At 69.9% G+C, this 13,876-nt stretch carries 9 protein-coding genes; 4 read left to right on the plus strand and 5 right to left on the minus strand.

Translation table 11 applies throughout. From position 1 onward, the window contains the following. The first annotated feature begins 115 nt into the window (after positions 1–115). On the plus strand, positions 116–2,836 hold the full coding sequence (gene mgtA, locus DRB89_RS03600; protein WP_112447336.1) for a magnesium-translocating P-type ATPase: 2,721 nt from the start codon (positions 116–118) through the stop codon (positions 2,834–2,836). Between the two features lie 76 nt (positions 2,837–2,912). Continuing rightward, the gene (locus DRB89_RS03605) at positions 2,913–3,677 is read left to right on the plus strand and encodes an MgtC/SapB family protein (protein ID WP_239515998.1); all 765 of its coding nucleotides are present in this window, start codon (positions 2,913–2,915) and stop codon (positions 3,675–3,677) included. On the opposite strand, the gene DRB89_RS03610 is transcribed toward DRB89_RS03605, so the two are convergent. From DRB89_RS03610 to DRB89_RS03630, 5 genes are all read right to left on the minus strand, one after another. Then, positions 3,670–4,599: a carbohydrate ABC transporter permease gene (locus tag DRB89_RS03610; protein ID WP_112447338.1), complete on the minus strand. Its 930-nt coding sequence runs from the start codon at positions 4,597–4,599 to the stop codon at positions 3,670–3,672. The genes DRB89_RS03605 and DRB89_RS03610 overlap by 8 nt on opposite strands. A 12-nt stretch (positions 4,600–4,611) precedes the next feature. Then, positions 4,612–5,556 (minus strand): sugar ABC transporter permease, encoded by a 945-nt coding sequence (locus DRB89_RS03615; protein ID WP_112447340.1) that lies wholly within the window; start codon positions 5,554–5,556, stop codon positions 4,612–4,614. Positions 5,557–5,600: 44 nt separating this feature from the next. Beyond that, positions 5,601–7,052, minus strand: coding sequence for an N-acetylglucosamine/diacetylchitobiose ABC transporter substrate-binding protein (ngcE, locus tag DRB89_RS03620; protein WP_112447342.1), 1,452 nt, complete (start codon positions 7,050–7,052; stop codon positions 5,601–5,603). A gap of 321 nt (positions 7,053–7,373) precedes the next feature. Further along, the gene (acnA, locus tag DRB89_RS03625; protein WP_112453235.1) at positions 7,374–10,088 is read right to left on the minus strand and encodes an aconitate hydratase AcnA; all 2,715 of its coding nucleotides are present in this window, start codon (positions 10,086–10,088) and stop codon (positions 7,374–7,376) included. Between the two features lie 154 nt (positions 10,089–10,242). Next, on the minus strand, positions 10,243–11,328 hold the full coding sequence (locus DRB89_RS03630; RefSeq protein WP_239515999.1) for a LacI family DNA-binding transcriptional regulator: 1,086 nt from the start codon (positions 11,326–11,328) through the stop codon (positions 10,243–10,245). Positions 11,329–11,420: 92 nt separating this feature from the next. Between DRB89_RS03630 and DRB89_RS03635 the strand changes: the two genes are divergently transcribed. Both DRB89_RS03635 and DRB89_RS03640 read left to right on the plus strand, forming a co-directional pair. Then, the gene (locus tag DRB89_RS03635) at positions 11,421–13,427 is read left to right on the plus strand and encodes an amidohydrolase (RefSeq protein WP_239516000.1); all 2,007 of its coding nucleotides are present in this window, start codon (positions 11,421–11,423) and stop codon (positions 13,425–13,427) included. Between the two features lie 51 nt (positions 13,428–13,478). Further along, positions 13,479–13,829, plus strand: a complete 351-nt coding sequence (locus tag DRB89_RS03640) for a hypothetical protein (RefSeq protein ID WP_112447346.1) — start codon at positions 13,479–13,481, stop codon at positions 13,827–13,829. The last annotated feature ends 47 nt before the right edge of the window (positions 13,830–13,876 follow it).

Consider the following 13,876-nt stretch of genomic DNA (forward strand, 5'->3'; position numbering starts at 1 on the left):
CCATGCCCACCGGCGTACCCCGTGGCCGTACGTGCCACCCCGCGCCGACCCATGATCACTCCACGTGACCGCTCGGCTTCGCGCTGCCCGGACACCGTGGAGGGAGGTTTTCGTCATGACCATGCTCACCCCTCGCACCCCCGCGAAGCTCGCACCGCCGGGCAAGGCCCGCCGCGAGCGCAAGGCCGCCGAACTGGAGGCCCGTACCCGTGCGGCCGGCGAACGGCTCGCCCGCTCCAGCGCCGCCACCGGACCCCAGGTCCTGCAGGAACTGGCCGCGACCCGCAACGGCCTCACCCACACCGAGGCCGCCCTGCGCCTGGAGCGGCACGGCTCGAACACCGTCGCGCGGGAGCGCGCCCCGCGCTGGTGGTTCCAGCTGGCGAAGGCGTACTGGAACCCCTTCATCGGGGTCCTGGTCTTCCTGGCCGCCGTCATGTACTGGCAGGACCCGGCCGACCCGGGCGTCATCATCCTCTCGGTGATGGTCGGGATCAGCGGAGTGCTGCGCTTCTGGCAGGAGTACCGCTCGGGCCGGGCCGCCGACGCCCTGAAGAAGCTCGTCACCACCACCTGCGCGGTGCAGCGCAGGGCCGGCAGCGGCTCGGGCGCCACCACCTTCGAGATCCCGATGGACCGGGTGGTCCCCGGTGACGTGGTCAAACTGGCCGCCGGCGACCTGATCCCGGCCGACCTGCGGCTGATCACCTCCAAGGACCTGATGGTCAGCCAGGCCGCGCTGTCCGGCGAGTCCCTGCCCGTCGCCAAGGCCGACACCCGCGCGGACGACCTCGGCCAGTTCGAGACCACCGACCCCGTCGAGGCCGACAACATCTGCCTGATGGGCACCTCGGTGACCTCCGGGACCGCCACCGGGGTCGTCGTCGCCACGGGCTCCGACACCTACTTCGGCTCGATGGCCGGATCCCTGGTCGGCGAGCGTCCGGAGACCAATTTCGACACCGGTGTGCGCAAGGTCAGCTTCCTGCTGATCCGCTTCATGCTGGTGATGGTCCCCGTCGTCTTCATGATCAACGGCTTCACCAAGGGCGACTGGGAGGCCGCCTTCCTCCTCGGCATCGCCGTGGCGGTCGGCCTGACCCCCGAGATGCTGCCGATGGTGGTCTCCGCGAACCTGGCGCGCGGCGCCGTCGCCATGTCCCGGCGCAAGGTCGTCGTCAAGCGGCTCAACGCGATCCAGAACCTGGGCGCCATGGACGTGCTCTGCACGGACAAGACCGGCACCCTCACCGAGGACCGGATCGTCCTGGACCGCTACCTGGACGTGCACGGCAACGACGACAACGAGGTCCTGGAGTACGGCTACCTCAACTCGCACTTCCAGACCGGTCTGAAGAACCTGATGGACCAGGCGGTCATCAACCGCGTGGACGAGGCCGAGGAGGTTGTCGTCGATGCCCGGTTCTCGATGGTCGACGAGATCCCCTTCGACTTCGCCCGGCGCCGGATGTCCGTGGTCCTGAGCCGCAACAACATCGTCGGCGGCCCCGGCCGCTCCGAGCACGTCATGATCACCAAGGGTGCGGTCGAGGAAGTCCTCGCCCTGTGCACCCACATGACGGACCGCGGCCGGAAGGTCGAGCTCACCGAGCAGCTGCGCCGCCGCGCCACCCGCATCGCGGAAGACAACAACCGCCGGGGCCTGCGCGTCCTCGCCGTCGCCACCCGCACGATCGCCGCCCCGCGCGACACCTACACGGTCGCCGACGAGGACCAGCTCACCCTGGTCGGCTTCCTCGCCTTCCTCGACCCGCCGAAGGCCGACGCCGCCCGGGCCCTGCAGGGCCTCGCGGACAAGGGCATCGCCGTGAAGGTGGTGACCGGCGACAACGAGCTCGTCGCCGCCCGGGTCTGCGCCGATGTCGGCCTCACCGTCGGCCACGTGGTCGGCGGCACCGAGATCGACGCCCTCGACGACGTGGCGCTGCGCGAACTGGCCGCCCGTACGACGGTCTTCGCCAAGGTCAACCCGGTCCAGAAGGCCCGGATCGTCCGGGCGCTGCAGGCCGACGGCCACACGGTCGGCTTCCTCGGGGACGGCATCAACGACGCGGCCGCGCTGCGCGACGCGGACGTCGGCATCTCCGTGGACACCGCGGTCGACATCGCCAAGGAGTCCGCCGACATCATCCTGCTGGAGAAGGACCTGACCGTCCTGGAGCAGGGAGTGATCCAGGGCCGGACCACCTTCGGCAACACCATCAAGTACATCAAGATGACGGCCAGCTCGAACTTCGGCAACGTCTTCTCGGTCCTGGTGGCGAGCGCCTTCATCCCCTTCCAGCCGATGCTCGCGATCATGCTGCTGGTCCAGAACCTGGTCTACGACATCGCCCAGCTGGCCACGCCGTGGGACCGGATGGACGAGGAGTACCTGCGCAAGCCCCGCAACTGGGACGCCAAGGGCATCGGCCGCTTCATGCTCTGCATCGGCCCCATCAGCTCGATCTTCGACATCGCGATGTTCGTCATCATGTGGAACGTGTTCGCCGCCAACACCGAGGCGCACGCGGCGCTCTTCCAGTCCGGCTGGTTCATCGAGGGCCTGCTTTCGCAGACCCTGGTCGTCCACATGATCCGTACCCGCAAGATCCCCTTCATCCAGTCCCGCGCGTCCTGGCCGGTGATGGTGATGACCGTCCTCGCGGTGCTGACCGGGCTCTTCCTGCCCTTCTCGCCGCTGGCCGCCTCGCTGGGCTTCGTACCCCTGCCCGCGAGCTACTTCCCGTGGCTGATCGGCGTGCTGCTCGCGTACTGCACGCTCACGCAGCTGCTGAAGACCGTGTACATCCGCAAGTTCGGCACCTGGCTCTGACGCAGGCCGGCCCTGCCGGGAGCGGGCTCTGACGGGACCCGGCTGCGAGAGCCGTGAGAAGAAGGGAGGAGGGCCGATGATGCCCACCGAATGGGAGATGGCCGGACACCTGGCCGCGGCGCTCGGATTCGGGGCGGCGATCGGCCTGGAACGGCAGTGGCGGGCCCGGATGGCGGGCCTGCGGACCAACGCCCTGGTGGCGGGCGGAGCCGCGCTGTTCGTGCTGCTCTCGCAGTACGGGTTCATGAGCGAGGTCTCGGAGGTCCAGTACGACGGCTCGCGGGTCGCCGCCCAGATCGTCTCGGGGATCGGCTTCCTCGGCGCCGGCGTGATCATGCGCGACGGGCTGAGCGTCCGGGGCCTGAACACGGCCGCCACCCTGTGGTGTTCGGCGGCCGTGGGCTGCCTCGCCGGCACCGGGATGTTCCTCCTGGCGGCCTTCGGCACGGTGGGCGTGGTGGGGGCGAACCTCCTGCTGCGCCCGCTGGGCCGGCGCATGGACCGCGAGCCGGGCGGCGGGGCCGAGGTGGCGACCGACTTCCACTTCGAGGCCGTGTGCCTGGAGGCGGAGGAGGCCCACATCCGCCACCGGCTGGTCGACGCACTGGGCCGGCCGGGCTACCAGCTGCGCTCGATCAGCAGCCAGGACGGCCCGAGGGCCGGCCTGGTGACGGTGTCCGCACTGCTGACCGCCGAGGGCGAGGGGGGCCGGATGCTGGAGGAAGCCGTCAGCAACCTCTCGCTCGACCCGCCCCCAGCCTTCGGCCGGGGGGACCCCCGGTCTCGGCGGTCAGCTGGTCGGTCGTGCCCGATCCGTCGGCCTCGGCCTGACGCTACTTGAGCGTGGCGGAGGTCAGGCCGGCCTGGATCTGGCGCTGGAAGGACAGGTAGACCACCAGCATGGGGATCATCGCGATGGTCACACCGGCGAACAGCACCGGCAGGTCCGTCTCGTAGCCCATCTGGTACTGCAGCTGGATCAGGCCCTGGGTGAGCATGTAGCGCTCGGGGTCGGATCCGGTCTGCGGCTGCATCAGTACGGAGGGCAGGATGTACTGGTTCCACTGCCCCAGGACATTGAATATCCCGACGCTGATCAGGCCGGGCTTGGCCATCGGCATCATCACCTGGAAGAAGATCCGGGTGTGCGAGGCCCCGTCGATCACCGCCGCCTCGTGCACGGCCGTCGGCAGCGTCCTGAAGAACGAGTGCATGAAGAAGACGGTGAACGGCATCGAGTACGCCACGTACACCAGGATCAGGCCCTGGAAGGTGTTGAGCATGTCCAGCCGCTTCACCATGAAGAACAGCGGGACGAGCGCCAGGAAGACCGGGAACATGGCCCCGCTGACGAAGAAGTAGTAGATCGGCCGGTTGCCCCGGAAGGGGTAGCGGGCCAGGACGTACGCGGCCATCGAGCCGAGCAGCATCGTCAGCGGAACCGAGAACACCATCACGATCAGCGTGTTGGCGAAGTAGCTCCCGATGCCCTTGTCCCAGGCGCGGGGGAAGGCGTCGAAGTGCCAGTTGGCCGGCCAGCTCAGGGCCGATTCGCCGATCTGCACGTCGGTCTTGAACGATCCGAGCACCAGCCAGATCAGCGGCAGGATGATCAGTATCCCCCACACGGCGAGGAAGCCGTGGGAGAAGACGTTCAGGACCATTCCGTCGGAGCCGCTCTTGCTCTTCCCGCGGGGCTGCCCGGAGGCGGCGGAGCGCTTCTCGGCCGCCGCCTCGCCCGGTGCTTTGACAACTGTGGTCATCGTGGTCTCCCGCTAGAACTCGACGTGCTCGCGGCGAGTGGCCCGCAGCGTGATGGCGGAGAGGATCAGGGTGAGGACGAGCATGACGACCCCCATGGCACAGGCGTAGCCGGCCTTGCCGAAGTAGAGGAAGTTACGCATCAGCACCGTCGCCATGACCTCGCTGTGGTGGTCCGGTCCGCCGCCGAACTGGCCCGAGGTCATGGTCGACACGAGGACGAACATGTCCATCGCGGCGATGCCCAGATAGACCGCGGAGGTCTGCACAGAATCCCACAGCAGGGGCAGCGTGACCTTGAAGAAGGTCTGGGCGCGCCCCGCGCCGTCGAGGAGTGCGGCTTCGTAGATGTCCTTGGGGACCGACTGCATGGCGGCCGAGAACAGGACGAGGTAGAAGCCGACCCCGTGCCAGACGACCACGAGCAGCAGGCACCAGAGGACGAAGTTGGGCTGGTTGAGCCATTCGATGGGGTGGGCCGGGTCGACCAGGCCCAGTTTGGTGAGGAATCCATTCAGCAGCCCTCCCTCGTCACTGCGGTACACGGCTCCGAAGAGCACCGCGAGGATCGCGAGGGAGAGGACCTGCGGGAAGAAGTAGATCACCTTGTAGAGGGCGGAGCCCGCGACCCCCTTGACTCCGCCGGCCCCGCTGCGCCCGCCGGCGTTCAGCATGAAGGCGAAGAACAGGGAGATCAGGATGGTGACCGTCGGGACGAACACCAGGAGCAGCAGGTTGTGCAGCAGCGCGCCGCGGAAGACCTCGTCCTTCAGCAGGGCCGAGTAGTTGTCCAGACCGACGAAGTCGAAAGTCGGTGACTGACCCGTCCAGTTGGTGAAGGAATAGCCGAACGTCTGAATGTACGGCCAGATGACAAAGGTCAGGTACAGCGCAAGGGGCAGGATGAGGAAGCCGGCGATGAAGCCGCCCCGCCCTTTGCTGTTTGCTACGTGGCTCATGGTGTCCGTCCCTGGTGTTTCCGGGTGACCGGTGGACGCGGGTGTCAGCTGCGCTTGTTGTTCTTGGCGTTCGGGTCCTTCGTGGCCTTGTCTACCGCAGCCTGGGCCCGCTTGATCCATTCCTTGGGCTGGATGCGCTTGGCCATCAGCTCATTGGACGCGTTCTCCAGCTCCGTGCCCATCTCGCTGTACCAGTCCGCGTAGCGGTAGTTGAAGGTATTGTCCCCCGCCGCCTTGAGCGCGGTGACGGCGGACTGCGTACCCGCGCGGAGCTTGACCGTCGGGTCCACGCCGTCCTTGAGGACGGTGAGGGAGTTGGCCTGCTGGGCGAAGAGGGTCGACCACTCGCGCGACAGCATCGAGCGGAGGAACTCCAGGCCGCCGGCCTTGTTGGCGGCCTTCTCCGGGACGATGAAGGGCTCGCCGGCGCCGGCGCGGATGGCCTCGAAGGGCAGCTTGCTCCCGGGCAGCACCGGCATCGGCAGGAACTGCATGTCGAAGTCTTCCGGGGTCTGCTTGAGCTGCTCGTTCTCCAGCCAGGAGCCGGAGGTGATGAAGGCGGCCTTGCCCTGGTTCCACTGGGTCTGGGACTCGGTGTGCGTCAGGCCGTTGGTGCCCGGCATCAGCAGGTCCTTCTCGACGATCTCGTAGATCGCTTCGACGGCCTCCAGCGCGACCGGGTTGTCCGCGAAGGCGTTCGGCTCGAGGTTGTCGATCGCCTTCATGGCATCCAGGCCGCCCTTCTTGGCGATCAGGTCCATGATGGCGACGTTGATGTAGTACGGGTACTTGCCCTGGTGGGCCAAGCCGCCGATGCCGGCCGCCTTGGCCTTCTGACAGATGTCCATGAACTCGGGCCAGGTCTTCGGCGCGGTCCAGCCCTTCTCCTTGAAGAGCTTGCCCGAGTACCACAGGCCCCAGACGGTGTAGACGTACTGCAGCGCGACGAACTTGCCGCCGACCATGCCGCTTTCGATGGTCCCGGGCATCAGGGTGTCCCGGACCTTCTTGCTCGGGTCGTCGAGCGAGGGGGCGTCGAGCACCACGGTGAGGTCGGTGAGCTGGTCGCCCTTGACGAGCACGTCCAGCTTGATCTGCTGGGCGCCCGAGTCGTCGACGACGTCCGGCGGGTTGCCGCCGTTGAAGCGCGGCTGCAGCTTGGAGGTGATCTCCTGGGTGGAGAGGTGCGAGGACGTGGTGCCCCACTTCTTGTCGAACGCCGCTTCCCAGGCCTTGGCGTAGTCGTCGCCGTAGCCGCCCTTGAAGACCACGACGTCGAGCTTGCCGCCCTTGGCGACGCCGAACGGGTTCTCCTTGGTGACGGCCACCTTGGACTCGTTGCCCTTGGTCGTCTCGTCGGAGCCGGAAGCGCACGCGGACAGGAAGCTCATCGTCGGGACGGCGATCAGGCCGAGTGCCGCGGAGCGCTTGATCAGGTCCCGGCGGCCGAAGCCCTCACCGTTGCTGTTCTCGCCGTGGGCGGAGGTGGATCCCATGCTCAAGTCCTCGCCTTCGTCAGGAGTGTGAAGGAGGAAGGAAAGTGCGACTGCTGCCGCCCAGCGGACATCACCGCAGGTCCCCGCCATCCCCCCGTCCGGAGCCGCTCGTTTCGCGGTGACCCGGACGGGCACAGGTATAGTCCACTTCCGCTCCTGTGAGCAAGATCATGTGCCGGTATGGGCCCCGGCTTTTCCGAGTTGAGACCTCACCGTCACCTGACCTGGCCCGTCGGAGCCGCCCGCAGAAACGGAAGGGCCGTACCCCCTTAACGGGGGTACGGCCCTTTGGTGCCGGTATGTGCTCAGCCGCGGCTGTGCTTATCCACGGATGAGGTTGCGGAGCACGTACTGCATGATGCCGCCGTTGCGGTAGTAGTCCGCCTCACCGGGGGTGTCGATGCGGACGACCGCGTCGAACTCCACGCCGGTGTCGGTGGTCACCTTGACCGTGCGCGGGGTGGTGCCGTCGTTCAGCTCCTCCACTCCGGTGAAGGCGAAGGTCTCCTCGCCGGAGAGGCCCAGGGAGGCCGCCGTGGCGCCCTCGGGGAACTGCAGGGGCAGGACGCCCATGCCGATCAGGTTGGAGCGGTGGATGCGCTCGTAGGACTCCGCGATGACGGCCTTGACGCCGAGCAGCGCGGTGCCCTTGGCCGCCCAGTCGCGGGACGAGCCGGAGCCGTACTCCTTGCCCGCCAGGATGACCAGCGGGATGCCGGCGGCCTGGTAGTTCTGCGAGGCGTCGTAGATGAAGGCGACCGGCGCGCCGTCGACGGTGAAGTCGCGGGTGAAGCCGCCCTCGGTGCCCGCGGCGATCTGGTTGCGAAGGCGAATGTTCGCGAACGTGCCGCGGATCATGACCTCGTGGTTGCCTCGGCGGGAACCGTACGAGTTGAAGTCGCGGCGCTCGACGCCGTGCTCCGTGAGGTACTTGCCGGCCGGGGTGTCGGCCTTGATCGCACCGGCCGGGGAGATGTGGTCGGTGGTGACCGAGTCGCCCAGCTTCGCCAGCACGCGCGCGCCGGCGATGTCGGAGACCGGGGTGGTCTCCATCGTCATGCCCTCGAAGTAGGGGGGCTTGCGCACGTAGGTGGACTGCGGGTCCCACTCGAAGGTGTTGCCGGTCGGGATCTCCAGCGCCTGCCACTGGGCGTCACCCGCGAAGACGTCCTGGTAGGACTTGTTGAACATGTCCTCGCCGATCGCGTTCGCGACGACGTCGTTGACCTCGGCCTCGGTGGGCCAGATGTCCGCGAGGAAGACCGGCTTGCCCTCGGAGTCCGTGGCGATGGCGTCCTTGGTGATGTCCACCTTCATGGAGCCCGCGATGGCGTACGCGACGACCAGCGGCGGGGAGGCCAGGTAGTTCATCTTGACGTCGGGGTTGATGCGGCCCTCGAAGTTGCGGTTGCCCGAGAGGACCGAGGTGACCGCGAGGTCGGCGTCGTTGATCGCCTTGGAGATCTCCTCCTCCAGCGGACCCGAGTTGCCGATGCAGGTGGTGCAGCCGTACCCGACGAGGTTGAAGCCCATCTTGTCGAGGTAGGGGGTCAGGCCGGCCTTGTCGAAGTAGTCGGTGACGACCTTCGAGCCCGGGGCCAGGGTGGTCTTGACCCACGGCTTGCGGGTGAGGCCCTTCTCGACGGCCTTCTTCGCCACGAGCGCCGCGGCGACCATGACGTAGGGGTTCGAGGTGTTGGTGCACGAGGTGATCGCGGCGACCGTGACGGCGCCGTGGTCGATCTCGAAGGAGGTGCCGTCGGCCAGGGTCACCGGGGTCGGCTTGGTGGGCACGCCGTTGGTGGACGTCGGCGAGTCGGACGCCGGGAAGGACTCCTTGCCGGACTCCTCGTCGTCGTTGACGTAGTTGCGCACGTCCTGGGCGAACTGCTGGGAGGCGTTCGCGAGGACGATGCGGTCCTGCGGGCGCTTCGGGCCGGCGATGGAGGGGACGACCGTGGAGAGGTCGAGCTCCAGCCTCTCGGAGAAGTCCGGCTCGGCGGCCGGGTCCAGCCACACGCCCTGGGCCTTGGCGTAGGCCTCGACGAGCGCGACCTGCTGGGCGTCGCGGCCGGTCAGGCGCAGGTACTTCAGGGTCTCGTCGTCGATCGGGAAGATGGCGGCGGTGGAACCGAACTCCGGCGACATGTTGCCGATGGTGGCGCGGTTCGCGAGGGAGGTGGCGGCGACGCCCACACCGTAGAACTCGACGAACTTGCCGACGACACCGTGCTTGCGGAGCATCTCGGTGATGGTCAGCACGAGGTCGGTGGCGGTGGTGCCGGCCGGCAGCTCGCCGGTCAGCTTGAAGCCCACGACGCGCGGGATCAGCATGGAGACCGGCTGGCCGAGCATCGCGGCCTCGGCCTCGATGCCGCCGACGCCCCAGCCCAGTACGCCCAGGCCGTTGACCATCGTGGTGTGCGAGTCGGTGCCGACGAGGGTGTCGGGGTACGCCTGGCCGTTTCGGACCATGACCGTGCGGGCCAGGTGCTCGATGTTGACCTGGTGGACGATGCCGGTGCCCGGGGGGACCACCTTGAAGTCGTCGAAGGCGGTCTGGCCCCAGCGCAGGAACTGGTAGCGCTCCTTGTTGCGGCCGTACTCCAGCTCGACGTTCTGCGCGAACGCGTCGGCCGTGCCGAACTTGTCGGCGATGACCGAGTGGTCGATGACCATCTCGGCGGGCGAGAGCGGGTTGATCTTCGCCGGGTCGCCGCCGAGGGCCTTCACGGCCTCGCGCATGGTGGCGAGGTCCACGACGCAGGGGACGCCGGTGAAGTCCTGCATGATCACGCGGGCCGGCGTGAACTGGATCTCCTCGCTGGGCTGGGCCTGCGAGTCCCAGTTGCCGAGCGACCGGATGTGGTCGGCGGTGATGTTCGCGCCGTCCTCGGTACGGAGCAGGTTCTCCAGCAGGACCTTCAGGCTGTAGGGAAGGCGGGCGGAGCCCTCGACCTTGTCCAGCTTGAAGATCTCGTACGACTCGTCGCCCACCTGCAGCGTGCTGCGGGCGTCGAAGCTGTTCGCCGACACGACAGTCTCCTTCATGCATGAATTCGCGCGTATTACCGCAATCCTGCCGCGAGGCACTCTGGCCAATCCGCTAAGGTGAGGCTAAGTTAGGTAACCCTTACCAGCGGGACGGCTGCGGTACGTCCGGGGCAGATATCTCGATGTCGAGATAACTCTAGTACATGCGAGGGGGCCGGGACGAGGCACGCACCCTCAGCCCCGCCCGCACGGTCAGCTGGCCGGGCGATTTCGCGTGTCCGGATTCGACGAGCTTGACCAGGGCTGAGACCGCCGTGGCGGCGATCCGGTCCGGATCGAAAGTGACGGTGGTCACTGGGGGTTCGTTCTCGGCGTACGCCGGATCCTCGCTGGCGCACACCAGCAGCAGGCCGTCCAGCCCGCTCCCGTCCGCGGACGGGCGGCCGGGTATCCGAAGGCCGTGGCGCGCGGCGGCGGCCAGCACCTGCCGTCCCCCCGGGTCGTACGCGCAGTGGACGGCGTCGGGCCGGTCCGGGCCCTCGAACGCGGAGTCGAAGGCGTGCCCGGCCGCGTCGTTCGGGTCGAAGGGGACCACGAGCGGAGTCCGGCCGCGCTCGGCGCACCACTGCTCGTAGGCCGAGGTGACGGCCGCGGTGTAGTGCTCCCGGCCGTACGCCGAGTGCAGGGCGATCCGCCGGGCACCGGACTCCGCGAGGTGGTCCAGCACCTCGCGGGTGGTCGCGGTGTGGTCGTTGTCCACCCACACGTCCTGCGGCCGGGGATCGGGCGGGCGCCCGTCGAAGACCACGGGCAGGCCCCGCGCCCGCAGCGCGCGCAGCACCGGGTCGTCGGCCGGGGTGTCGAGCAGGAGCATCCCGTCCACCGCGAGGTTGTGCCACAGCGGCTCGGCGCCCCGGTCGGCGGGCAGCGTGGTCAGGGCGTAGCCGTGGGCGTGCGCGGCCGAGGTGGCGGCGGTGAGGAGCCGGGAGAAGTAGGCGATCCGCGCGAAGTCCCAGGCGAAACCGGCGTACGTGGTCACGGCGACGCCGAGGCTGCGGCTGTGCGGGCCGCGCCGGGCGCCGTAGCCCAGGGCCCCGGCCACCTCGCGCACCCGGCGGCGGGTCGACTCGCCGAGCCGGCCGGTGCCGTTGAGCGCGTGCGAGACGGTCGCCGTGGACACCTCGGCGGCGCGCGCGACGTCGGCGAGGGTCGGACCGGGCACGGGCGCGGGCGCCGGCATGGCACCGGGCCGCGGACCGGAGACGGGAACGGGCGCTGACACGCCGCCATCGTACGGATTCCGTCGCCGGATGCGGCTTCTGGTTAACGCCTTAATCAAACAGCGTCCTGCCCACACCAACCTTTGGAGTGGGCATGCAGTCTTCTTCCTCCGCCGGGGCTCCCCCGGCCCCGGCGTCCTCGGCCTCCTCGGCGGCCCCGCCGGCCCCGCTGTCCCGCCGGGGGCTCCTCGCGGCCGCCGGAGCCGTCGGCGCGGCGGGCCTGCTGGGTGCGGGACCCGCCGCGGCCGCCCCCGGGGCCGCTTCCGGAGCCGCCTCCGGGGCCGCTTCCGGCGGGCGCGGTTCGGCCGCCCTGGTGGTCCGCAACGCCTCGGTGTTCACCGGGACCGGCGGCCGGGGGCCCGTGCGGGCCGTCGCCGTCGGCCGGGACGGCAGGATCCTGGCCACCGGGACCGACGAGGCGCTGCGCCGGTACGCCGGCCGGGACACCGAGGTGGTCGACGCCCGCGGCAACACGGTGATGAGCGGGATCCACGACGGCCACGTCCACCCGCTGGGCGCCGGCGAGCGCTCGCTGAGCCCCTCCCTGGACGGCGCGGAGACCACCCCGGAGCAGCTCCGGGAGATCCTGACCGGCTTCCTGGCCGACACCGGCGGCGCCGGCGCCGAACCCGACCGCTGGCTGGTGGTCGAGGACTGGAACCCGGTCGGGCTGCTCCCCGTGGGCACCAGCCCGCACCACACGGTGCTGGACGCGCTCCCGACCCGGCGGCCCGTCGTCCTCGTCGGCGGCGACGGGCACAACCTGTGGGCCAACCGGCGGGCCCTGGACGTCGCCGGGATCACGGCGGCCACCCCCGACCCGGTCGGCGGCAAGGTGGTCAAGGGCGCGGACGGACAGCCCACGGGCGTCCTCAAGGACGACGCGCAGGGGCTGGTGAAGCGGCACGTACCGGAGCACACGCGGGCCGAACTGGTCGCGGCCTGCACCGAGGTGCTGCGGCTGGCGGCCGCCTCCGGGGTCACCACGATGATGGACGCCCTGGTCGGGCGGCGCGAGCTGGAGCTCTACCAGGCGCTCTCCGCGGCGGGCGCCCTGCCGCAGCGGATCGTCCCCGCGATCCGGCTGGACGCGGAGCAGGCCAAGGACCCGGCGGGCTCGCTGGCCTACGCACGGGGCCTGCGGCGGGAGTTCGGGTCCGCGGACGGGGTGCCGGGGCTCCGGTTCGGGACGGTCAAGGTCTTCCTGGACGGGGTCATCGAGTACCCCGCGCAGACGGCCGCCCTGCTGGAGCCGTACCTCGACGGGAAGGGGAAGCCGACCGCGAACCGGGGCGAGCTCTACACCTCGGCGGCGGACTACGGCCGGCTCAGCGCCGCCTTCAACCGGGCCGGCTGGCAGATGCACGCCCACGGCCTCGGAGACCGGGCGGTGCGCACCGCCCTGGACGGGTACGCGTACGCCCGGCGGGTGACGGGCCACCGGGACGCCCGCAACGCGGTGGCCCACCTGCAGCTCGTGGACCCCGCGGACCTGCGGCGCTTCGCGCAGCTGGGCGTCGCGGCGTGCATGCAGCTCCAGTGGGCGGCGCGGGACACCTGGACGATGGAGGCGCTGCTCCCCTACATCGGGCCCCGGCGGCACCGGTGGATGTACCCGGCGCGCAGCCTGGAGAAGGCGGGCGCGCGGCTGGCGGGCGGCTCCGACTGGCCGGTGGACGCCCTCCAGGTGTGGAACCAGCTGCGGACGGCGATCGACCGGCAGGGCGTGTTCGGGGCGGGCGAGTTGTACCGGGAGCAGGAGGGGCTGAGCCGGGAGACCGTCTTGCGGATGCACACGTCGGGGACTGCGTGGCAGCTGCGCCAGGAGGAGCTGACCGGCACGGTCGAGGTGGGCAAGGCGGCGGACCTGGTGGTGCTGGACCGGGACGTGACGCGCTGTCCCGTGGCCGACATCGGCGGGACGGAGGTACGGATGACCCTGGTCGGCGGACGCGTGGTGCACGACGCGGATTCGACGTCGGGGCGGGCGGCTTCGGCGCGGGTGGCCCGGGCCGCGGCGGCGGGCCCGCGGCCGGCCTCGTACCCGGCCTCGTACGCGGCGGTCCACGGGGGCGGTCGGCACCACGCCTGCGGGCACTGAGGCGGCACCCAGCGGGCACTGAGGGGTCAATTCCACTTCCTGTTCCCAGGCGTGCGGAACGCGGCGCGCGAGGCCTGCGGCGGGACCCCCGAAGCGGTGGTGGCCGGCGCCGAGTTCAAGGAGGCCCTGGCCCGGCAGCTGCGCCACCTGGAGATCCTCCTCCAGCCGACCCGGACCGCCGAACTGCCCGCGTTCCCCGCGACGCCGCGGGGAACGCGCGGCGCCCGCGGGCGCTCCCCCGGCCGACCGGGCCGGAGCGCCCTGTCCACCGTCGAGGCCGCCCGGCGCCGGCGGCGCCGGACTCGGGGACCGATCGGGGTGGATGCCCGCAAAACGCATGATGGTCGCGCGAACGGGAGCAACCGGTCACCACGGCGCACGCCGACCCGCCACGGGAGCTGACGGCCGGTAACACCCGTATGGCACACCCGACGCGAGCGCGATCTCAT

This window comes from Streptomyces sp. ICC4 (genome assembly GCF_003287915.1).
Lineage (GTDB): Bacteria > Actinomycetota > Actinomycetes > Streptomycetales > Streptomycetaceae > Streptomyces > Streptomyces tritrimontium.